We start from the raw sequence: 21,945 nt of genomic DNA, 5'->3' as shown, positions 1-21,945 counted from the left end.
GCATCCCTGGCTCGCTCGCGATTGAGTTTTCGTCGAAAACACTGGGCGGTGCTGCCTTCCAATACTGACGCTCGTTGTGGGCGCAGCCTAATGGCGATCAGCCGGTGCGATCTTCGTTTTCAGGCAACCAAACAATCACGATTTTCGCGTTCGGGGGGAGAACAACCGACTTTAGCCCCTTGCCCGGGTCCCAGTGTCGCGGTGGGTGCGCGACCGTGCACCGGCGATGAGTGTTCCGGAACGGTTCCGGGGTTCCGGGTGAACGGTTGTGAACGGGAAACGGACACGTGCGCGACGCTCGCCGCTCCGAGGCTCCGCGAGCCGCACGTTCGGATGCACGTTCGCCCGCCGCGACGCACTGCGCGAATTACTCTTGCGGCGCAGCGTAATTCGCATCGGGACCCGGTGTCTCCGAGTTTTCCGGACTGGCCGGCGTCCACTGTGGTCAGACGAAGGAAGGATTTCGCGGAAATGCCGGGCCGATGCCGCGGGCGTCGTTGTCGGTAAAACGCAGAAACCCCGCCGCCGCGGAGTGCGGGGCGGGGTTTCTCGCGGGAACCGGAGAAGCTCAGTCCAGGTAGTCGCGCAGCACCTGCGAACGCGACGGGTGGCGCAGCTTCGACATCGTCTTCGACTCGATCTGCCGGATCCGCTCGCGCGTGACTCCGTAGACCTGGCCGATCTCGTCGAGGGTGCGCGGCTGGCCGTCGGTGAGGCCGAAGCGCAGCCGGACCACGCCCGCCTCGCGCTCGGACAGCGTCTGCAGCACCGACTGGAGCTGGTCCTGCAGCAGCGTGAACGACACCGCGTCGACCGCGACGACCGCCTCGGAGTCTTCGATGAAGTCGCCGAGCTGCGAATCGCCCTCGTCGCCGATGGTCTGGTCCAGCGAGATCGGCTCGCGCGCGTACTGCTGGATCTCCAGGACCTTCTCCGGCGAGATGTCCATTTCCTTGGCGAGCTCCTCGGGCGTCGGCTCGCGGCCGAGGTCCTGGAGGAGTTCGCGCTGTATGCGGCCGAGCTTGTTGATGACCTCGACCATGTGCACCGGGATGCGGATGGTGCGCGCCTGGTCGGCCATCGCGCGGGTGATCGCCTGGCGGATCCACCACGTGGCGTACGTGGAGAACTTGTAGCCCTTGGTGTAGTCGAACTTCTCCACCGCGCGGATCAGGCCGAGGTTGCCCTCCTGGATCAGGTCCAGGAACGCCATGCCGCGGCCGGTGTAGCGCTTGGCCAGCGACACCACGAGCCGGAGGTTCGCCTCCAGCAGGTGGTTCTTGGCCCGCTCGCCGTCGCGCACGATCCACTTGAGGTCGCGGCGCATCTGGGTGACGAGCTTCTCGCCCTCCTCCTCGGCGGTGCGCACGCGCTCGGCGGCGTAGAGCCCCGCCTCGATCCGCTTGGCGAGCTCCACCTCCTCCTCGGCGTTCAGCAGCGCGACCTTGCCGATCTGCTTGAGGTAGGCGCGGACCGAGTCGGCCGACGCGGTGAGCTCGGCGTCCTTGCGCGCCTGGCGCAGCGCCTCGGACTCCTCCTCGTCCCACACGAAGTCCGGGTTGTCCGAGGACTTGCCGCCCTTCTCGGCGGCGGTCGCGCGGCGGCGGGCGGCGGTGGACGTCGCGGCGCCCGCGGCCCCCTCGCTCGCTTCGGCCTCGTCCTCGGAGTCGTCGTCCTCCTCGTCGTCGGACGCGTCGTTGACCGTCTCGTCGACGACGTCGACCTCGACCTCTTCGAGATCGGACAGGTCCGGGCTGTCGAGTTCGGCCTCGTCGAGGTCGACCGGGCCGTCGGGATCGCCGTCGTCGGTCTTCGGACCCTTCGCGGCGGCCTTCTTCGCCGGAGCCTTCTTGGCCGGAGTCTTCTTCGCGCCCGCCGTCTTCGCGGCGGTCTTGCGCGCCGGGGACTTCGCCGCTCCGGTGGCTGCCTCGTCGGCCGGCTCGCCGGCTTCGGTCGCTGTCTTCGTCCCGCTTCGGGTTGCGGTTCTTGCGGCTGCCACTTACGCCCTTTCGCAGCGGTCGATCATGACGAGCCGAGATGTCGCCACCTCAGCTGCCTCACATTCGGGGAACACGCCTCGGCCTGCGGTTTTGCCTCCGCAGCTCCTGCGCCGTGTTCCATTGTAACGACGCCGGCCCACTGCGTCGCGAAGCGATCACCCTCCGGCCCCCTTCCCGGCGCCTCGCGGCGACCGGTCCGAGACCCGGCGCGGACCGGCCGCTCAGTGCCCGGCGCCCTCCGCGGCGGCCGCGGCGGCCCCGACGATGCCCGCGTTGTTCTGCAGCGACGCGACGGCCACCGGCGTGCGGATGTCCAGCAGCGGCACCCACTTCTCGGCCTTCTTGCTGACGCCGCCGCCGACGATGAACAGGTCCGGCCAGATCAGGTTCTCCAGCACCGAGAGGTACCGGTGCACCCGCTTGGCCCACTGCGGATAGGACAGGCCCTCGTTGTCCTTCACCGAAGCGGCGGCGCGTTTTTCCGCGTCGTGGCCGTCGACCTCCAGATGGCCGAATTCGGTGTTGGGCACGAGCTTGCCGTCGTGGAACAGCGCGCTGCCGATGCCGGTGCCGAAGGTGAGCAGCGCGGTCACGCCGGTGCGCGCGGCCGCGTCGCCGAAGCGGATTTCGGCGAGGCCCGCGGCGTCGGCGTCGTTGAGCATCGTGACCTCCTCGACGCTCTTGCCGAGCCGCTTCGCGAAGAGCGTCTCGGCGTCCGTGCCGATCCACTTGTGGTCGATGTTGGCCGCGGTGTGCGCGGTGCCCCTCTTGACCACCGCGGGAAGCGTCACGCCGACCGGGCCGTCCCACTCCGCCGCCCGGACGATCTCGGCGACGACGTCCGCCACCGCGTCCGGCGTCGACGGCTGCGGCGTTTCGATCCGGTGCCGGTCCCCGATGAGCTGTCCCTGTTCCAAATCGACCAGCGCGCCTTTGATCCCGCTGCCGCCGATGTCGATTCCGAAACCTCGGGTCGCCGTCACTGACGTGGTCCCTTCTCGCACGATTCAGAAGTCTGCTGCGGAGACTTTAACCGGATGTGGTGACATGGCGGGCGTGGGAGTTGACGAGGCGATGCCGAACGACCTGAAGAACACCGCCGAGCAGATCGCGGTCGAGGCCGCGCACCTGGTCCGGACGGCGTGGGTGCGGATGCGGTCCGGCGGCGAGGTCGCGGTGGACACGAAGTCGGCGGAGACCGACGTGGTGACGGCGGTGGACCGGGAGTCGGAGGAACTGGTCCGCGCCCGGCTGGAGCGGATCCGGCCCGGGGAACCGGTGCTCGGCGAGGAGGGCGGGGGAGCGCTCGGCGGCGGGGTCACCTGGGTGGTCGACCCGATCGACGGGACCGTCAACTTCCTCTACGGGCTGCCGGCCTTCGCGGTGTCGATCGCGGCGCAGATCGACGGGGTGTCGGTCGCGGGAGCGGTCGTGGAGCCGGTGAGCGGCCGGCGCTGGACGGCCGTCCGCGGCGGCGGTGCGTGGCTCGGCGGCGACCGGCTGTCGGTGTCCGCGGCGGACCGGCTGGACCTGGCGCTCGTCGGGATGGGGTTCTCCTACGCGCGGGACCGCCGGGTCCGGCAGGGCAGGCTGACCGCGGATCTGGTCGGGCAGGTGCGCGACATCCGCCGCCGGGGCGCGGCTTCGCTGGACCTGTGCGCGGTCGCGGCGGGGTGGCTGGACGGGTACTTCGAGCACGGTCTGCACCGCTGGGACTGGGCGGCCGGAGCGCTGATCGCGCGGGAGGCGGGCGCGACGGTGCTGCTGCCGGGCGAAGCGGCGGATCTGGGAGAGGACGCGACGTTCGCGGCGTCACCGGGGATCGCGGCGGAACTGCGCGCGGCGTTGGCCGAGGGAGGCGCGGCGGAGGTGTGAACTGGCTCGGGAGTGCTGATCAGCACTCCCGAGGGGGTCAGCAGGTGACGGAGCGCGCCGAGGCCAGGAGCGTCTGATCGATCACCGGCGCGCCGGGGCCTGCGGACTGCTCGCTGCTGCCGCCGCCCTGGTGCGCCTGCGACCAGGCGGTGAGCTGCTTGAGGACCGTGACCGCCTCGGGCCGCGGCTGGACGTCGGTGAAGAGCTTGCCGGTGGCCAGGTCGACACTGGCGTCCTTGCGGGTGTCGTGGACCAGCTCCGCGCAGGGGACCACCAGGCTGACCGTGCGGGCCGCGGCGGCGCCGTTGTCGCCGTACCGGATCTGGCCGCGGCAGCGCGCGTCGCCCTTCGGGTAGGCCGGGTCGTTGCCGGGATCGCCGATCGCGGTGAAGCCGAGTTCGCGCAGCGCGTTGGTGGCGATGCTGCCCTGCCCGCGCGTGCTGCTGGCGTTGAGCACCTTCAGCGCGACCTTGTCCGGGGGCATCGGCGAACGGTCGTCCAAGCCGTTGTGCGGGACTGACGTGTAGGTGATTCCCGGCGGCGCCTTGGGCTCCGGGCTGCAGCGCACCGCCTCGTCGATGTCGCCGCGGCCGACCACGGCGTTGACCCAGACGAACACCGCGCCGAGCGCGAGCACGCCGATCACGATCAACGCGGGCAGCGGACGGTGCTTGCGATAAGGCCGCGCACCACGGTTACCCGCCCCGTTCCCCGACGCCACCTGCCCCGTCCCTTCCCCTCGCAGAACCGGCCGCGGTCGCCCCGCCGCGCCTCGCGGTAACCGCCAGCGTACGCACCGGCGTGGTAGCCGGTGAGCCTAGGCGCTGTTCGCGGCGCGCGGTGTCGCGGGTCACCTTCACCCGTTCCGCGTAATGCCCCTCCGGGGCGATCGCACCACGGACGGCTCCGCGCGGGCAAGCGGGCTCGGCGGCGAGGTGATGTTTACGACGGCGGGGCAACCCGAACGGAGGACAGGCGTCTCACCTGCGCGTTCCCCCTCCCGGGTGACGCTGGAGCGGCAATGTCCGACTCGGTGCGAGGCGCGCCCGGCGGTGAGCTACCCTTCCCGGGCTCCGGCCGCAGAACGAGGCCCGCCAGGCTGAGACCTGGGTCACTCGCGGGCCGGGCACAAACAGGGGCGCTGGAACGTTGACCAGCGGCACGACCGGTATCGGGCGCCTCCGGAACCGGTGCAGGACGACACGCTGAATCGCAGGGGTGAGGGACACCATGGCTACCGACTACGACGCTCCGCGCCGCAGCGAAGCCGACGAGCTGGCCGAAGACTCGTTGGAGGAGCTGAAGGCCCGGCGGAACGAGAACCAGTCCGGCGTCGTCGACGTCGACGAGGACGCGACCGCGGAGAACTTCGAACTTCCCGGCGCGGACCTTTCCGGGCTCTCCGGGGAAGACATGACCGTGAAGGTCGTGCCGAAGCAGGCGGACGAGTTCACCTGCTCGGTGTGCTTCCTGGTGCACCACCGGAGCAGGCTCGCCGAGGACAACGGCGGCAGGCTGATCTGCCGCGATTGCGCCTGACCTGGGGATTTTCCAGGGCAGATCCAGGGGAGATTCACGGGGACAGCGTTTCGCGGTCGTGGGAAGACCGGGTAAGCACGGGGGTCGGCCGGTGTGGCCGGCCCCCTTACTCGTGTCGGGGGCGGGGGCGGCTCGTCGCCTGGGGCGACATTGCGCCCGGGTGGTCGCGTGGGGCACCCCGAAGGTTGAGTGTGCTGACGGTTCGGGGGTGCTTGTCAAGGCGGGAAAGATGCCTTGACAAGCACCCCCGAACCGCAGGGAGGCTTCGGATCGGGGTGCGGGGGAGGGGCTGGGTGCCTCGATGGTGGGTGCATCGGCTGCGGCGGGAGGGGCTGGGTGCCTTGATGGTGGGTGCAGCGGCGGCGGTTTGCGGGTGGGGGGTTCCCTCACGAAACCTGAGGCGTGCGGGTCAGGCGTTGCGGAGCAACTCGACCACTCGCTGTGGTTTGCGGGTGCTGAAGAGCCAGTACGGGGTGGGGTCTGCCGGGTCGGTCAGGGTGATGCGGACTGCGGGGCCTACCCAGCCTCGGTGCAGGACGAAGGCGGCGGGGTCGCCGTCGCGGCCCAGGGCGTGGCGTTTGGCGTCGCCTTCCACGACCGTGATCTCGCCGACGTAGCGGAGCGGCAGGTGGGCGTCGCCGACCCAAAGTTCGGGGTCGTCGCCGCTGGTGACCTTGATTTTCGCCCTGCCGAGGGAGAGCAGGAGGGCGGCCATGACCGGCACGGCGATCGCGAGCGGGATCCACATCGGGATGGACGGGTAGCCCAGGTGGACCTCGACGCCCAGCAGGATCGCTCCGGCCATCGGCAGGGGCCAGCCCCACCACGGCAGGTAGAGCCGTTCGGAGTGTGCGACGACGCCCGTCGCGGCGGTGTTCACGCGGTCAGCCACACGGCAAGGGTAGTCTCGCCGCCCGTGTCCAGCGTTCAGGTCCTCCTCCAGCGGCTCGACCCCGAAGTCCCGCCGCCCGCCTATGCCCGGCCCGGCGACGCCGGGGCCGATCTCGTCACCACCTCGGATATCGTGCTCGGACCCGGCGAACGCGGGGTCGTCGGCACCGGGGTCGCGATCGCGCTGCCCGCCGGGTACGCCGGGTTCGTGCACCCTCGCTCGGGGCTCGCGGCGCGCGTCGGATTGTCGGTGGTGAACACTCCCGGCACGATCGACTCGGGCTATCGCGGCGAGATCAAAGTCTGCCTCGTCAATCACGACCCGCGCGAGAAGATCGTGCTGGCGCGCGGCGACCGGATCGCGCAGCTGGTGGTCCAGCGGGTGGAGCACGCGGAGTTCGTCGAGGTCGCCGAACTCGAGACGACCGAACGCGGCGCGGGAGGTTACGGCTCGACCGGCGGGCACGCCACACTGGCACCCGGCGCCGGAGACACCGGCGCGGGCACCGGGGAAGGAACGGAACGATAGTGGGGATTTTCGGACGCAAGCGCCGGTCCGGCGACGACGAGACCGGAGGCGTCGCTTCCCAGCGCGGCGAGAACGCCGAAGCTGACGGCGCCGAGGACGCGCTCGAACCCGAGGACCAGCTGTCGGAGACCGCCGACGGCCCGTTCGACGCCGCCGAAGCCGAAGAAGACGGCATCCCGCGCATCGACCTGGGCTCGGTGCGCGTGCCGGTGCCCGACGGTTCGCAGGTGCAGGTCGAAATGGACCCGGAGGAAGGCGGCGTGCGCGCGGTGCACGTCGTGACCGAAGCCGGGCAGATCACCGTCAGCGCCTACGCGGCCCCGAAGTCCGGCGGCCTGTGGCGCGAGGTGAGCAACGAACTCGCCGACCAGCTCCGCGCGGACGGCGCGAAGGTCAACATCGGCCGAGGAGAGTGGGGCATGGAACTGTCCGCGATCGTCGGCGACGTAGCCCTGCGCTTCGTCGGAGTGGACGGCCCGCGCTGGATGCTGCGCGGCGTGATCGCGGGCCCGCAGTCCACTGCCTCGCAAGCCCCCGAAGTACTGCGGGCGATCGTGCGCCGCACCGTCGTGGACCGAGGCAACTCCCCGATGCCGGTGCGCACCCCGCTCCCCATCACCCTCCCCGACGCGGTCGCCCAGCACATCGCCGAACAACAGGGCTGACCGCTTTCGCTCTCCAGGCGGCCCTCACGGACACCATTGCGTGAGGGCCTCCTCGGCGCATCCTCACAACGCCCGCAAAAACGCCAAAACAGTCGCCCTCCCCAACGCCTCCCGATCCCGCCCCACCGCGGCCAGCGACGTCTCCCCGTACCTCCCCCGGGGCAGCGCCCGAGCCCACTCCCGGGCAACCGAAGCAGGATGAACCGGATCATCCGCGCATCCGCCCACCCCGGCCGGAACCTCCACGCCCCGCAAATCCGCCAACGCCGGCGCGGCTCTCCCCGCCGCCGCCCGCAACCCGGCCTCCAGCCCCTCCCCGTGCCGCCGCCAAGCCCGGCCCAGTTCCTCCGCGAGCCACTCCGGACTCCCCGCCGCGGCCTGTGCCAGCGCCCCGTCCACCCCCGCGGCAGCCACCAGATCCGCGGTAACCGTCGCAGCCAGCGCCGCGGGTGCTTGCCCGGATTCCCCGTTCCAGGCCGGGAGCGCCGCGAGCAGCCCCCCGCAAAGCCCGGGATTCGCCACCGCCCACTCCGCCGCGAGCTGCGCCCCGAACGAGATCCCGCCCACCAGCAGCGTCCCGTGCCGGTCGGCGAGACGGTCCAGCTCGGCCAAAAACCCTTCCGCGAGACCGTCCCCGGCACCCGGCGCGGGCGTGATCAGCGGCACGCCCAGCGCGGCGAGCGGCCCGCCGAACACCGAGCGCACGAAGACCTCGTCAGAGCCGGTACCGGGCAGGAGGACAGCGGCCGGGAAACGGATTGCGGACGTCACGTTGCGATCTTGCCCCAAACCCGTTTCCCTGACTGGGACCGCAGCTACGCTGGAACACGCACGGGCCGGACGAAGTCGGGGGCCCCGGAGCACAGGAGCACACCATGTCCGCCAAGGACGGCGGCTACTTCAGCCGGTTGGTTCGCAAGCTGACCAGCGACGTCGAAGACCTCGACGCCGACGAAATGTCCGAGAGGTCGGGTGCCGAAGGCGCGCAGCGCGCCTGCGACTGCCGGTCCGGCGAAGAGGTGACAGTGCTCGGCAGACTGCGCAGCGTCGAGCTGTCGCCGACCGGCGGGCCCGCCTCGCTGCAGGCGGAGCTGTTCGACGGCACGCAGGGCGTGACGCTAATCTGGTTGGGTCGGCGCCGGATTCCCGGCATCGAGCCCGGCCGTACTGTCAAGGTTCGCGGCCGGATGGCCGAACGGGACGGGCAGAAGGTGCTCTACAACCCGTATTACGAACTCCAGAGCCCGGTAGGGTGATCAACTCTCGTGACTGAACCCGCTGCTCCCCGCGACCAGAAGGACGTGCCCGGAAACGGGGACGACGAAGAGCGGCAGCCGACGCTGATGGAGCAGATGGGCGGGGTTTCCGGCCTGTTCTACTCCTCGGTGCCGGTCATCGTCTTCGTCCTGCTGAACGCGTTCTTCGGGCTCACCGTGGCGATCTGGGGCTCGATCGGCAGCGCGGTGGCGATCACCGTCCTGCGCGTCGTGCGCAAGGAGCCGCTGCAGCCGGCCATCTCGGGGTTCTTCGGCGTCGCGATCGCGGCGTTCATCGCGTTCCGCACCGGGTCCGCGAAGGGGTTCTTCCTCTTCGGCATCTGGGCGAGCCTCGCGTACTGCGCCGTGTTCGTGATCTCCGTGCTGGTGCGCTGGCCGCTGGCGGGCGTCGTCTGGAACGCGCTCAACGGCAACGGCACCGCCTGGCGCAAGGACAAGCCGTCGCGCTACGGCTACGACGTCGCGACGCTGGCGATGGCCGTCATCTTCGCCGCCCGGTTCGTGGTGCAGCGCTGGCTGTACGACGGAAACCAGACCGGCTGGCTCGCGTTCGCCAAGATCGCGATGGGCTACCCGCTGTATGCGATCGGGCTGCTGGTGGTCGTGTGGGCGGTCCGCCGCTCCGACAAGCGGCTGAAGGCGCTCGCCGAGGAAGAACCGGAGCCGGAAACCGACGCGCAGGTGGAGGCGCGCCTGCGGGAGAAGTACGCGCAGGCGCCGACTCCCGAGACCTGATCCGGCGCACGGAAAAGGGGCGGGCCCGTCGCGGACCCGCCCCTTTTCCGCGGCTCAGTAGCCCAGCGCCGTCCGGATCTCCGGCTCGACGTCCGAGGTCGCGACGAACAGCAGCTCGTCGCCCGCCTCCAGCGGGTCCTCCGGCTGCGGCACGATCACCCGGTCGCCGCGCAGGATGGTCACCAGCGCCGCGTCGCGCGGCAGCGCCAGTTCGCTCACCGGCTTGCCCGCGAGCGGCGTCTCCTCCGGCAGGGTGAGTTCCACCAGGTTCGCCTGCCCCTGCCGGAACGTCATGAGCCGCACCAGATCGCCGACGCTCACCGCCTCCTCGACCATCGCGGCGAGCATCCGCGGGGTCGACACGGCCACGTCGACGCCCCAGGCGTCGGTGAACAGCCATTCGTTGGCCGGGTTGTTCACCCGCGCCACCACGCGCCGCACGGCGAACTCGGTCTTCGCCAGCAGCGACACCACCAGGTTCGCCTTGTCGTCGCCGCTCGCCGCGATCACGACGTCGCAGCGTTCGATGCCCGACTCCTCCAGGATCGACACCTCGCACGCGTCGCCGAGGACCCAGTCGGCCTGCGGAACGGATTCCGGTTCGAACTCGTCGGCGTCGCGCTCGATCAGCATCACCTGGTGGTTGCCGTCGATGAGTTCGGCGGCGATGGACTGCCCGACGGCTCCCGCGCCCGCGATCGCGACCCGCATCAGTTCTCCTCCTCGGGGGCGCGAGCGGCCAGGCTCGTCACGTCTCCGACGGTGCCCGAGCGCGCCGCCACCCACACGTCGTCGTCGGCCTGCACGACGGTTTTCGCGTCCGGCAGCACCGCCGTGCCGAACCGCATCATGAACGCCACGCGCGCGCCGGTGGTCTCCTGCAGTTCGCGCACGCTGCGGCCGACCCAGCCCTCGTGCAGCGGCAGCTGCAGCAGCGCGACGTTGCCGGACGGATCGCGCCACGCGGAAGCGACGCCGTCGGGCAGCAGGGTGCGCAGGAACCGGTCGGTCGTCCACGGCACGGTCGCGACGGTCGGGATGCCCAGCCGTTCGTAGACCGCGGCGCGCTTGTGGTCGTAGATGCGCGCGACCACGTGCTCGACGCCGAAGTTCTCGCGCGCGACCCGCGCGGAAATGATGTTGGAATTGTCGCCGCTCGACACGGCCGCGAAAGCGCCCGCGCGCTCGATTCCGGCCTCGACGAGCACCCGGCGGTCGAAGCCCGCCCCGACGACCTGCTGGCCGTGGAAGTCGCTGCCCAGCCTGCGGAACGCCTGCTGGTTCTTGTCGATGACGGCCACGTCGTGGCCGAGCCGCTCCAGCGCCGCGGCCAGAGACGCGCCGACGCGGCCGCATCCCATGATCACCACGTGCACGCTTAGCCTCCTCGCAGGGTGCGGATGACCCGGTCGTGGGTACCCTCGGACACCAGCGCCGAACCTACCTTGCGCCGACCCGGTTACCTCCACCGTCCTCCCCTCCACCGCCCTCAGCGGGGGAGCTTCGCTCCGCTGTACATTCTGCAGGTGTCGAAGTTCCCGACAGTGCTGAAGCGGCTGGTCCTAGGACGTCCGTTCCGCAGCGACCGTCTCGCCCACACCTTGTTGCCCAAGCGCATCGCGCTGCCCATTTTCGCCTCCGACGCGCTGTCCAGCGTGGCCTACGCGCCGGAGGAGATCTTCCTGACGCTGAGCGTCGCCGGCCTGTCCGCGTACGCCTTCGCGCCCTGGATCGGCATCGCGGTCGCGCTGGTCATGCTCGTCGTCGTGGCGTCGTACCGGCAGAACGTGCACGCGTACCCGAGCGGCGGCGGCGACTACGAGGTCGCGACGACCAACCTCGGCGGGAAGTTCGGCCTGACGGTGGCGAGCGCGCTGCTGGTCGACTACGTGCTGACCGTCGCGGTGTCCACTTCGTCCGGCGTCGCGAACATCGGCTCGGCGATTCCGTGGGTGGCCAGCCACAAAGTGCTCGCCGCGGTGGTGATCGTCGCCGTGCTGACCGCCCTCAATCTGCGCGGAGTGCGCGAATCGGGCAAAGCGTTCGCCATTCCCACCTACGGTTTCATCATCGGCATTCTGGTGATGGTCGTCTGGGGCCTGTTCCGGACTTTCACCGGCACCGAGATGCGCGCCGAGAGCGCCGGATTCACGCTGCACGAGGAAGGCAACTGGGCCGGCTTCGCGTTCGTGTTCCTGGTCCTGCGGTCGTTCTCGTCCGGCGCGGCGGCGCTGACCGGGGTCGAGGCGATCAGCAACGGCGTGCCCGCGTTCCGCAAGCCGAAGTCCAAGAACGCGGCCACCACACTGCTGCTGATGGGCGTGCTCGCGGTGACCATGCTCGTCGGGATCATCACGCTCGCGGTCGTCACGAAGGTGAACTTCGCCGAGGACCCGGCGCGGCAGCTGGCCGGCGCGCCCGCGGGATACGAGCAGAAGACGATCGTCGCGCAGATCGCGCACGCGGTGTTCGCCGACTTCCCGCCCGCGTTCTACTACATTTCGTTCTCCACCGGCATCATCCTGCTGCTGGCCGCGAACACCGCGTTCAACGGCTTCCCGGTGCTCGGCTCGATCCTCGCCCAGGACCGCTACCTGCCGCGGCAGCTGCACACCCGGGGCGACCGGCTGGCGTTCTCCAACGGCATTCTTTTCCTCGCGATTTTCGCGCTCGTGCTGATCATCGCGTTCGACGCCGAGGTCACCCGGCTGATCCAGCTGTACATCGTGGGCGTGTTCGTGTCGTTCACGGTGAGCCAGGCGGGCATGATCCGGCACTGGAACCGGTTGCTGGCCAAGGAGACCGACGCGGCGGCGCGGCGGCGGATGCGCCGTTCGCAGACGGTGAACGCGATCGGCCTCACCATGACCGGCACCGTGCTGGTGATCGTGCTGATCACCAAGTTCCTGCTCGGCGCGTGGATCGCGATCGCCGCGATGGTGGCGATCTTCGCGCTGATGACCGCGATCCGGAAGCACTACGACCGGGTGTCGGAGGAACTCAAGGACATGGGCGACGCGCCGACCGTGCTGCCCTCGCGCAACCACGCGATCGTGCTGGTGTCCAAGCTGCACCGGCCGGCACTGCGCGCGCTGGCCTACGCCAAGGCGATGCGCCCGGACGTGCTCGAAGCGGTCACGGTCAACGTGGACGACGCCGACACCCGGGCGCTCACCCAGGAATGGGAAGCGCACAAGTTCAAGGTGCCGTTGAAGGTCGTCGAATCGCCGTACCGGGAAATCACGAAACCGGTGCTGGATTACGTGAAGCGGGTCCGCGGCGCCAACCCGCGCGACGTCGTCACGGTGTTCATTCCGGAGTACGTCGTGGGGCACTGGTGGGAGCAGGTGCTGCACAACCAGAGTGCGTTGCGGCTCAAGGGAAGGCTGCTGTTCCAACCCGGTGTGGTCGTGGCGAGCGTGCCGTGGCAGCTGGAGTCGTCGCAGAAGGCGGTCGCGCGGCTGCGCAAGGCCCGCCCGTCCGCCGGTGACGTCCGGCGCGGCTTCACCCCCACTGGACCTGCGCTGCCTCGCCCCGCCGATGCCCCGAAGCCAGCCCCTGCGACTAAGGAATCATCAGAATGACCGAGAGCTGGCTAGGCCGGATCCTGGAACTGGAAGTCGGCCCAGTCGCGCACGGCGGGCACTGTGTGTCGCGTGTGGACGGACGAGTGCTGTTCGTGCGGCACGCGCTGCCCGGCGAACGCGTGCGGGCGGAAGTGACCGAGGACAAAGGCGGCTCGTTCTGCCGCGCCGACGCGATCGAGGTGCTCGGCGGGTCCGAGCACCGGGTGACGCCGCCGTGCCCGCTCGCCGCCCCCGGCGGTTGCGGAGGCTGCGACTGGCAGCACGCCGAGCCGGCCTATCAGCGGGAACTGAAGGCCGCGGTGGTGGCCGAACAGCTGCAGCGGCTCGCCGGGATCACCCGCGACGTGGTCGTGGAACCGCTCGAAGGCGGCCCGCTCGGCTGGCGCAGCCGGGTGCGGCTCGTCGCCGGACGGGACGGCCAAGCCGGGTTGCGGGCGCACCACAGCCACCGCGTCATCCCGATCGACGACTGCCCGATCGCCGTGCCGGGTTCGCTTGACACCGCATTGAGCAAACGCTGGCGGCCGGGCACCGAACTGGAAGTCACCAGTGACGGCGAGAACCATCTCCACCTGCGCGAACTCGCCACGGTGCGCGGGCGGACCCAGGGCAAGCAGCTGTCCGGCGGCATGGCGGTCCAGCACGCGGCCGGGCGCGACTGGCGGCTTGACGCGCACGGCTTCTGGCAGGTCCACCCGCGCGCGGCGGACACGCTGGCGGAACTCGTGCGGGAGTGGGCGGACTCGCCGAGCGGCGGGGTGGCCTGGGACCTGTACGCCGGGGTCGGGCTGTTCGCCTCGGTGCTCGCCGAACAGGTCGGCCCGGACGGCCAGGTGCTGGCCATCGAATCCGGCCGGCGCGCGGTCTCCGACGGCGAGCGCAACCTCGCCGACCTGCCGCAGGTCAGCTGGCGTTCCGGACGCGTGGAACACCTCATCGGGGACGCTCCGACGCCGGTCGACGTCGTGGTGCTCGACCCGCCGCGCAAGGGTGCCGGCCGAGCGGTCGTCAACGCGATCGCCGAGGGCGAGCCGGACCGGATCGTCTACGTGGCTTGCGATCCGGCGGCGTTGGCGCGGGATGTGCAGTTCTTTTCCGAGCACGGGTATTCGCTGACGGACCTGCGGGCGTTCGACGCGTTCCCGATGACGCATCACGTGGAGTGCGTCGCGCTGCTGCAGTGACTTTGTCGCGCCCGTTGGACATTTGCCGCCGCGGCTGAAACCAAGCAGCACCCACCCCCTCATCGCGGGCTGGACCTCGGCGGACGGGGGCGAGCCGGTACGCGTCGGGGAGCGTGATCACGAGGTAGCGCAGGGGGATTCCCGCTGCCGCGATGCCGGTCGGAATGGTGAAGGCCATCGGCTCGCCTTGGCATCGGCGGAGGGTGAGGAACGCCAGCGCGAACGCTCCGGCGCGGGCCAGCCGAAGTCCGAGATCCAGGTCGGGTTCCGCGGTGCCCGGCGGCAGCTGCGGCGGAAGGTAGTGCGCGCTCGGCAGGGCAAGCCCGCCGCCCGCCGCGGCGAGCGCCCCGGCGCACGCGAGCGCCCGATTGCCGCCACGCAAGGAAGTCTGCGTTGCCGGGCCGTGGTTTTCGCCCAGTCCGTTCTCCCTCGCCGGACCAGATGCGGACGGGGAGCTGAATCGGCTTTCGGCAGCTGCCTGCCCCGATTACGTTGCTGTGCAATGGAATCCGCAGTGCGTTCGATGCCTCGCGAAGGTGACCGTTGGTAACGATCCGGTTATTGGAGAACCTTGGCGCTCTCGCTGGCGACTGACCTGATGTGCATCGGAGAAGGTGCACTCCGGCAGTGGCCGGATGACGAGGTGAGGAGTGGACATGATTCTGCGCGAAATGCTGGCAGCGGCGCGTGCTTTGGCGACTGGCCGTCGAACCAGTCTGGCAGCTCAGGACGAGCGGGTGGTGGTGCCCGATCGGACACCACCACCCGCCGCACGCTCAGCCCCGGTCCTCCTTGAGCAGGTCCGCGCACTTCTCGCCGATCGCCATCGTCGTGATGCACGGGTTCACCGTGACGAGGAACGGCATCACCGAAGCGTCGGCCACCCGCAGGCCCTCGACGCCGCGGACGCGCAGCCGCTCGTCCAGCACCGCCTCGGGGTCGCCGTCCGCGCCCATCCGGGCCGTGCACGCCGGGTGGTACACGGTGTTGTGCGTTTTGCGCAGGTAGTCGGCGATCTCGTCGTCGGTTTTGCAGTCGCGGCCCGGCGCGAGTTCCACGCCCGCCCATTCGTCGAGGGCGGGCTGGGCGGCGATCTCGCGGGCGAGCTTCACGCCGTAGGTCATCACGCGCATGTCGTACTCGTCGGTGAAGTACCGCGGGTCGACGCGGGGCTTGTCGCGGAAGTCGCGCGTGCGCAGCCGCACGGTGCCCCGCGATCGGCTGCGCGTCACGTTGGGCGTGAGGCAGAATCCGTTCTCCGTCGTCGGGTAGCCGTGCCGGACGGTGTTCATGTCGAAGGGCACCGAACCGTAGTGGAACATCAGGTCCGGCCGGTCCAGGCCCTCCTCGGTCATGGTGAAGATGCCGATTTCCCACCACTGCGTGGATTCGGTGACCATCGGCTGCAGGGCGTCCCACATCACCAGGCCCTCGGGGTGGTCCTCGAGGTTCGAGCCGACGCCCGGCGAGTCCACGAGCACCTCGACGCCGACCTCGCGCAGGTGCCCGGCGGGCCCGATGCCGGACAGCATCAGCAGTTTCGGCGTGTCGATCGCGCCGGAGCTGACCACGACCTCGCGGCGCGCGGAGATCGTGCTGTGGTGGATGAGATCCGCGTCCAGCACCTCGACGCCGGTGCAGCGGCGGCCGTCGAACAGCAGCCGCTTCGCGCGGGCGCCGGTGCGGATTTCCAGGTTCGGCCGCTTGCCCATGATCGGGTGCAGATAGGACACCGACGCCGAAGACCGGGTGCCGTCCTCGCGGGCGTTGATCTGGAACCAGTTCGCGCCGTGGGTGACGGTCTCGCCGGAGTTGAACTCCGTCGTCGGGATGCCCGCCTGGTCGCACGCGGACAGCAGCGCCGCGCCCGCCGGGTCGTGCGGCGGGACCGACCGGATGGTGACCGGGCCGGAGCGGCCGTGGTGGTCGCCGGGGCCGTCGTTGGTCTCCAGCCTCTTGTACAGCGGGAAGACGTCCGCGGCCGACCAGCCGGGCAGACCCGTCGAGGCCCATTCGTCGAGGTCCTCGGCCGGGGCCCAGAAGGCGATGCACGAGTTGTGCGACGAGCAGCCGCCGAGCACCTTCGCGCGGGCCTGGCGCAGGTAGGAGTTGCCCGCCTCCTGCGGTTCCACCAGGTAGTCCCAGTCGTACCCGGATTCCAGCAGGCCCATCCAGCGGGTCAGCTCCAGCACCTCCGGCACGTCGGTGTCGGACGGCCCGGCCTCGAGGAGGCAGACGGTCACGCCCGGATCCTCCGACAGCCGGGCGGCCACCACCGATCCGGCCGTTCCGCCGCCGACCACCACGTAGTCGAACTCGCTTGCGCTCACCGGGAAACCTCCTCGTCGGGCGCGGGGGCGGCGGCGTGGTCCGCCAGCACCCCGACCTTGTGCCGTTGCACGAACCAGTAATAGGCGAAGCCGCCGGCCGCGAAGACGCCGACGAACAGCACCGAAATCCACTTCAGATACCAGTGGAAGGGCGGGGAAGCGTTGTAGATCTCGGTGCGGGGCCAGGCCAGGTTGACCGTCATCGCGCCGCCCCACAGGATCGCGAGCACGTTCACCGGGAGGCCCCAGCGGCCGAGGGAGAACCGGCCGGCCGGGGTGCCCTCGCGCGGCCAGCGCCCGCGCAGCCTGCGGATCAGCATCGGCACAGTCACGAGGAGGTAGGACAGGTAGATCAGGATGATCGCGAGGCTGGTCACGGCCGAGAAGATCTGCGTGGAGTTGATGTTCAGCACCAGCAGCGCGACCGCGAGCACGCCGATCACGATCGCGGGCAGCACCGGCGTTCCGGTGGTCTTGTTGACCCGTGCCAGTTTCCGGCCGCCGGGCAGCGCGTTGTCCCGGGCCATCGCGAACGCGATCCGGATCGCCGCGGTGTGCACCGCCAGCACGCAGACGGTGATCGCGATGAACACGACGAACAGGAACACGCGTCCGATCGCCGGGCCGAGCGCGTCGGTGAGCACGTACTGCAGGCCGACCGTGCCGAGTTCCGGCGCGGTGATGTTGCCGACCGCCATGAGCGCGAACAGGATGATCAGTCCGCCCAGCACGAAGGAGGCGACCAGCGCGCGCAGGATCGCCTTCGGCGCGTTGCGGTGCGGGTTCAGCGATTCCTCGCCGAGCGAGGCCGCGGTGTCGAAGCCGTACATCACATACGAGGAGGCGATCCCGGCGATCAGGAAGGCGCCGAGGTAACCCGACGAATGCCCGGCCTCGGTGCCGTTCGTCTGGGTCACCACCGACGGGCCGCGCACGAAATGGAAGGCGAGGAACACGACCAGCAGCACCGCGAACAGCAACTCGACGAACACGCCCGCGCTGTTGATCCGCGCCATCAGCTTCACGCCGAACGCGTTCACCAGCGTGGTGAACACGATCAGCACGGTGGCCAGCAGGACGCCGTTGGCCGCGTCGCTGGTGCCCGTGCCGTCGCCGATGAACTGGAAGAACGACGTGATCTGCGGCAGTGTCCGCTGGTAGGCGAGCGCGGTCGCGGAGATCGAGACGATCGAGGCCAGCAGCATCATCCAGCCGGCCATCCACGCGATGTGCGGGTTGCTGAGCTTCTTCGCCCAGTTGTAGACCGATCCGGCGACCGGGTACTGCGCGGCCAGCTCGGCGAAGCAGAGAGCCACCATCAGCTGCCCGGCGAACACCGCGGGCCAGGACCACCAGTACGCCGGGCCGCCCTCGGACAGGCCGAGGTAGGACAGCTGGAACACCCCGGTGAGCACCGAGATGTAGCTGATGCCGGCAGCGAAGGTGTGGAAACTGCCGAGCGTTCTCTTGAGCTGGTTGGTGTAGCCGAATTCGCCGAGTTCGCGATCGCCGGTGTCGCTCAAGGGCAGGAGATCCTTTCGGTGGGGGGTGGGGGAGGGGGATCAGCCGGAGAACCAGTGCTGGGGACCGGGCTTCAGGTTCTGGTGGATGTGCTTGACCTCGGTGTATTCCGCCAGCCCGGCCGGGCCGAGCTCGCGGCCGAAACCGGACTGCTTGTAGCCGCCCCATTCGGCCTGCGGCAGGTACGGGTGGTAGTCGTTGATCCACACCGTCCCGTGCCGGAGCCGGTTCGCGACGCGCTGGGCGCGGGCGGCGTCCTGGGTGAACACGCCGCCGGCCAGGCCGTAGTGGGTGTCGTTGGCGATGCGGACCGCGTCGTCCTCGTCGGTGAACGTCTCCACGGTCAGGACCGGGCCGAAGGACTCCTCGACCACCGCGGTGCTGCCCTGCTGGACGTTGTCGAGAATCGTCGGCAGGTAGTAGAAGCCGTCCTGCAGCGCCGGGTCGTCCGGACGCTTGCCGCCGGTCCGCAGCACTGCGCCCTCTTCGATGGCGGTGGCGACGTAGCGCTCCACCTTCTCGCGGTGCGCGGCGGAGATGAGCGGGCCGGTCTCGGCGTTCTCGTCGAACGGCCCGCCGAGGCGGATCCGCTCCGCGCGGCGCACCAGCTCGTCGACGAACTCGTCGTGCCATTCCCGCTGGATGATCAGCCGGGCACCGGCCGAGCAAACCTGCCCGGAGTGCAGGAACACCGCGGTGAGCGCGTAGTCGACAGCTGTCTCGAAGTCCGCGTCGGCGAACACGACGTTCGGGTTCTTCCCGCCGAGTTCGAGCGCGACCTTCTTCACCGTCGCCGCCGCGTTCGCCGCGATCACCCGTCCGGTGGCCAGCCCGCCGGTGAACGACACGAGGTCGACGTCCGGGTGCTCCGACAGCGGCGCACCGGCGGACGGACCCGCGCCGAGCACGAGGTTCGCCACCCCGCCGGGCAGTCCGGCCTCGGCGAGCAGCCGCATGAACAGGATCGAGGTGTGCGGCGTCAGCTCGCTCGGCTTGAGCACGAAGGTGTTGCCCGCGGCCAGCGCCGGGGCGATCTTCCACACCGTCTGCAACAGCGGGTAGTTCCACGGGGTGATGAGCCCGCACACGCCGACCGGTTCGTGCAAGATCCGGCTGAACGAATCCGCGCTGCCGGTGTCCACGACCCGGCCCGCGTCGTTGCCCGCGAGCTTGCCGAAGTAGCGCAGGCAAGCCGCGATGTCGCTCATGTCGTAACGGCTTTCGACCAGGCGTTTGCCGGTGTCCAGCGATTCGGCGCGGGCGAACTCCTCGGCGTCGCGGTCGAGCAGGTCGGCCGCGCGCAGCAGCAGGTTGCCGCGTTCGCCGGCCGGGGTGCCGGGCCACGGGCCGGTGTCGAATGCCCGGCGCGCCGCGGCGATGGCGGCCTCGGTGTCTTCCGAGGTCGCTTCGGCGACCTCGGCGACCAGGCTGCCGTCCGCGGGACACCGGATCTCGCGTCGCCCGCCTGCGCGCGCGTCCACCCATTCGCCGCCGATGTACAAGTCCGCCATGGGGTCCTCTCGAGCTCGGGGTCCGTCCGGGATTATCACGGCCACGCGGGGTGACCGCGACTTGACCGGCCGGGCTGGTGATCTTCCCCGCTCGTGGAGTTGCGTTCCGGCCGCAGCTGTGATCCGGGACGCGGGCGGCCGGACCGAGGTGGCGGCCGTCCGTAGACTGGCCGGAACCGGCGGCGGAAGAAACGGACGGGGTGGAGCGGTGACCATGCTGGACTCGGTGCACGGACCGGCGGACCTGAAGCGCATGAGCGTCGAGGACCTCGGGGAGCTGGCGGCCGAGATCAGGGACTTCCTCGTGGACAAGGTCCGCCGCAGCGGCGGGCACCTCGGTCCCAACCTCGGCGTCGTCGAGCTGACGCTGGCGCTGCACCGCGTGTTCGATTCGCCGCGCGACGCGATCGTGTGGGACGTCGGGCACCAGGCGTACGTGCACAAGATCGTCACCGGGCGGCACGACGGCTTCGGCAAGCTTCGCCAGCAGGGCGGGCCTGCCGGGTACCCGTGCCGCGGCGAGAGCGAGCACGACCTGGTGGAGAACAGCCACGCGTCCACCGCGCTGTCCTATGTGGACGGAATGGCGAAGGCGTTCGAGCTGTCCGGCGGCCCGCGCAGGCACGCGATCGCGGTGGTCGGCGACGGCGCGCTCACCGGCGGCATGTGCTGGGAGGCGCTCAACAACATCGCCGGGCGCAAGGACCGCCCGGTCGTGATCGTGGTCAACGACAACGGCCGGTCGTACTCGCCGACCATCGGCGGGATGGCCGACCACCTGGCGTCGCTGCGGCTGCAGCCGGGCTACGAGCGGCTGCTGGACGGCGGGCGCGAGCTGCTGCGCAGCACCCCGGTGGTGGGCAAGCCGATCTACGCCGCGTTGCACGCGGCCAAGGCGGGCATCAAGGACGCGCTGAGCCCGCAGGTGATGTTCTCCGACCTCGGCCTGAAGTACCTCGGCCCGGTCGACGGCCACGACCTGGTCGCGCTGGAGAAGGCGTTCCAGAGCGCGCGGGCGTTCGGCGGTTCCGTGATCGTGCACGTGGTCACCGAGAAGGGCCACGGCTACGCGCCCGCGGTGAACCACCAGGCCGACCAGATGCACCAGACCGACCCGATCGATCCGGAGACCGGCCTGCCGCCGGTGAAGGGCCCCAGCTGGACCGGAGTGTTCGGCGACGAGCTGGCGAAGATCGGCGAGGAGCGCGAGGACGTCGTGGCGATCACCGCCGCGATGCTGCGCTCGACCGGGCTGGAGAAGTTCTCCGAGCGGTTCCCGGACCGCTGGTTCGACGTCGGCATCGCCGAACAGCACGCGGTGACGTCCGCGGCGGGCCTCGCGATGGGCGGCTGCCACCCGGTCGTCGCGCTGTACTCGACCTTCCTGAACCGGGCGTTCGACCAGGTCCTGATGGATGTCGCGCTGCACCGCCAGCCGGTCACGTTCGTGCTGGACCGCGCGGGCATCACCGGCCCGGACGGCCCGAGCCACCACGGCATGTGGGACCTTTCGCTGCTGGGCATGGTGCCGGGCATGCGGGTGGCCGCGCCGCGCGACCCGGGAACGCTGCGCGAGGAACTGCGCGAAGCGGTCGCGGTACAGGACGGCCCGACCGCGCTGCGCTTCTCGAAGGGCAGCGTCGGCCCGGACGTGCCCGCGGTGGAACGCATCGGCACAGTCGACCTGCTGCGCCGGCCCTCGGGTTCGACGGACGTGCTGCTGGTCGCGGTGGGTCCGTTCGCGCAGCTGGCACTGTCGGCCGCGGACCGCTTGGCCGACCAGGGCATCGGCGTGACGGTCGCCGACCCGCGCTGGGTGGTGCCGGTGCCCGCGGAGCTGGTCGCACTGGCGGAGCAGCACAAACTCGTGGTGACGGTCGAGGACAGCGGCCGCCACGGCGGCTTCGGCTCGGCATTGGCGGCGGTGCTGCGGGACGCCGAGTGCGATGTCCCGCTGCGCGACCTCGCAGTGCCGCAGGCGTTCCACGACCACGGAACCCGCGCCGAGGTGCTGGACCGGATCGGCCTGACCGCCCAGGACGTGGCGCGGCGGATCACGGAGTGGGCTTCGGGACGGCTGGGCGCCGATGTGGAGGAGACCGCGGGGGAGAAGCCGCGCGCCTGAGCGGCCGGGGATGAAGCCGTGCGCCTGAGCGGGAGTGGGCTTCTGTTCGGCTGGCCTTCGAGGCGGAGGAGATCGCGGGGGAGAAGCCGCGCGCCTGAGCGGCAATGGCTGGGCGATGAAGCCGTGCGCCTGAGCGGGAGTGGGCTTCTGTTCGGCTGGCCTTCGAGGCGGAGCAG

At 70.3% G+C, this 21,945-nt stretch carries 19 protein-coding genes; 9 read left to right on the top strand and 10 right to left on the bottom strand.

The genetic code is table 11. From position 1 onward, the window contains the following. Positions 1-568: 568 nt before the first annotated feature. Together BM362_RS22490 and ppgK are read right to left on the bottom strand one after the other, a co-directional pair. Positions 569-1,999, bottom strand: coding sequence for an RNA polymerase sigma factor (locus BM362_RS22490; protein WP_093574406.1), 1,431 nt, complete (start codon positions 1,997-1,999; stop codon positions 569-571). A gap of 222 nt (positions 2,000-2,221) precedes the next feature. Continuing rightward, positions 2,222-2,983, bottom strand: a complete 762-nt coding sequence (gene ppgK / locus BM362_RS22485) for a polyphosphate--glucose phosphotransferase (RefSeq protein WP_093574405.1) — start codon at positions 2,981-2,983, stop codon at positions 2,222-2,224. A gap of 64 nt (positions 2,984-3,047) precedes the next feature. On the opposite strand from ppgK, the gene BM362_RS22480 reads away from it, so the two are divergent. Next, complete coding sequence (locus BM362_RS22480; RefSeq protein ID WP_093574404.1) at positions 3,048-3,875, top strand: inositol monophosphatase family protein; 828 nt, start codon at positions 3,048-3,050, stop codon at positions 3,873-3,875. 37 nt (positions 3,876-3,912) lie between these two features. Here the strand turns inward: BM362_RS22480 and cei are convergent, their stop codons facing one another. After that, complete coding sequence (gene cei, locus BM362_RS22475) at positions 3,913-4,596, bottom strand: envelope integrity protein Cei (protein ID WP_067579469.1); 684 nt, start codon at positions 4,594-4,596, stop codon at positions 3,913-3,915. 509 nt (positions 4,597-5,105) lie between these two features. Between cei and BM362_RS22470 the strand changes: the two genes are divergently transcribed. After that, entirely contained in the window at positions 5,106-5,414 is a 309-nt protein-coding gene (locus BM362_RS22470; RefSeq protein ID WP_013224476.1) for a DUF4193 domain-containing protein, read from the top strand. Between the two features lie 409 nt (positions 5,415-5,823). Here BM362_RS22470 and BM362_RS22465 read toward each other — a convergent pair whose 3' ends face one another. Beyond that, on the bottom strand, positions 5,824-6,306 hold the full coding sequence (locus BM362_RS22465; protein WP_093574403.1) for a DUF3093 domain-containing protein: 483 nt from the start codon (positions 6,304-6,306) through the stop codon (positions 5,824-5,826). 24 nt (positions 6,307-6,330) lie between these two features. Here BM362_RS22465 and dut point away from each other — a divergent pair, with 24 nt between their 5' ends. Beyond that, the gene (dut, locus tag BM362_RS22460; RefSeq protein WP_043838363.1) at positions 6,331-6,834 is read left to right on the top strand and encodes a dUTP diphosphatase; all 504 of its coding nucleotides are present in this window, start codon (positions 6,331-6,333) and stop codon (positions 6,832-6,834) included. Next, positions 6,834-7,499, top strand: a complete 666-nt coding sequence (locus tag BM362_RS22455) for a DUF3710 domain-containing protein (RefSeq protein WP_067579465.1) — start codon at positions 6,834-6,836, stop codon at positions 7,497-7,499. Before dut ends, BM362_RS22455 begins: the two co-directional genes overlap by 1 nt. Positions 7,500-7,562: 63 nt before the next feature. On the opposite strand, the gene BM362_RS22450 is transcribed toward BM362_RS22455, so the two are convergent. Continuing rightward, positions 7,563-8,270 carry an alpha/beta fold hydrolase gene (locus BM362_RS22450; protein ID WP_093574402.1) on the bottom strand — a complete coding sequence of 236 codons (708 nt, stop codon included), beginning with the start codon at positions 8,268-8,270 and terminating at the stop codon, positions 7,563-7,565. A gap of 104 nt (positions 8,271-8,374) precedes the next feature. Between BM362_RS22450 and BM362_RS22445 the strand changes: the two genes are divergently transcribed. Next, a complete protein-coding gene (locus BM362_RS22445; protein ID WP_067579463.1) occupies positions 8,375-8,755 on the top strand; it encodes an OB-fold nucleic acid binding domain-containing protein in 381 nt (126 codons plus the stop codon). Positions 8,756-8,764: 9 nt separating this feature from the next. After that, positions 8,765-9,511, top strand: coding sequence for a DUF3159 domain-containing protein (locus BM362_RS22440; RefSeq protein WP_067579461.1), 747 nt, complete (start codon positions 8,765-8,767; stop codon positions 9,509-9,511). 54 nt (positions 9,512-9,565) lie between these two features. Here the strand turns inward: BM362_RS22440 and BM362_RS22435 are convergent, their stop codons facing one another. Both BM362_RS22435 and BM362_RS22430 read right to left on the bottom strand, forming a co-directional pair. Then, complete coding sequence (locus BM362_RS22435; protein WP_067579459.1) at positions 9,566-10,222, bottom strand: potassium channel family protein; 657 nt, start codon at positions 10,220-10,222, stop codon at positions 9,566-9,568. Then, a complete protein-coding gene (locus BM362_RS22430) occupies positions 10,222-10,887 on the bottom strand; it encodes a potassium channel family protein (RefSeq protein ID WP_067579456.1) in 666 nt (221 codons plus the stop codon). The genes BM362_RS22435 and BM362_RS22430 overlap by 1 nt, the downstream gene beginning before the upstream one ends. A gap of 150 nt (positions 10,888-11,037) precedes the next feature. Between BM362_RS22430 and BM362_RS22425 the strand changes: the two genes are divergently transcribed. Both BM362_RS22425 and BM362_RS22420 read left to right on the top strand, forming a co-directional pair. Further along, the gene (locus tag BM362_RS22425; RefSeq protein ID WP_067579454.1) at positions 11,038-13,095 is read left to right on the top strand and encodes an APC family permease; all 2,058 of its coding nucleotides are present in this window, start codon (positions 11,038-11,040) and stop codon (positions 13,093-13,095) included. Continuing rightward, positions 13,092-14,282, top strand: a complete 1,191-nt coding sequence (locus tag BM362_RS22420) for a class I SAM-dependent RNA methyltransferase (protein ID WP_067579451.1) — start codon at positions 13,092-13,094, stop codon at positions 14,280-14,282. Before BM362_RS22425 ends, BM362_RS22420 begins: the two co-directional genes overlap by 4 nt. A gap of 776 nt (positions 14,283-15,058) precedes the next feature. Here BM362_RS22420 and BM362_RS22410 read toward each other — a convergent pair. From BM362_RS22410 to BM362_RS22400, 3 genes are read right to left on the bottom strand one after another with little or no spacing between them, the layout of a single operon-like run. Continuing rightward, on the bottom strand, positions 15,059-16,612 hold the full coding sequence (locus BM362_RS22410) for a GMC family oxidoreductase (protein WP_067579449.1): 1,554 nt from the start codon (positions 16,610-16,612) through the stop codon (positions 15,059-15,061). Beyond that, positions 16,609-18,135 carry an APC family permease gene (locus BM362_RS22405; RefSeq protein WP_093574401.1) on the bottom strand — a complete coding sequence of 509 codons (1,527 nt, stop codon included), beginning with the start codon at positions 18,133-18,135 and terminating at the stop codon, positions 16,609-16,611. Before BM362_RS22405 ends, BM362_RS22410 begins: the two co-directional genes overlap by 4 nt. A 39-nt stretch (positions 18,136-18,174) precedes the next feature. Continuing rightward, positions 18,175-19,644, bottom strand: a complete 1,470-nt coding sequence (locus tag BM362_RS22400) for an aldehyde dehydrogenase family protein (RefSeq protein WP_093574400.1) — start codon at positions 19,642-19,644, stop codon at positions 18,175-18,177. Positions 19,645-19,852: 208 nt separating this feature from the next. Here BM362_RS22400 and dxs point away from each other — a divergent pair, with 208 nt between their 5' ends. Then, entirely contained in the window at positions 19,853-21,769 is a 1,917-nt protein-coding gene (dxs, locus tag BM362_RS22395; protein WP_093574399.1) for a 1-deoxy-D-xylulose-5-phosphate synthase, read from the top strand. The last annotated feature ends 176 nt before the right edge of the window (positions 21,770-21,945 follow it).

Source organism: Amycolatopsis rubida, from assembly GCF_900115345.1.
Lineage (GTDB): Bacteria > Actinomycetota > Actinomycetes > Mycobacteriales > Pseudonocardiaceae > Amycolatopsis > Amycolatopsis rubida.
This window is presented reverse-complemented; position numbering and strand designations above follow the sequence as displayed.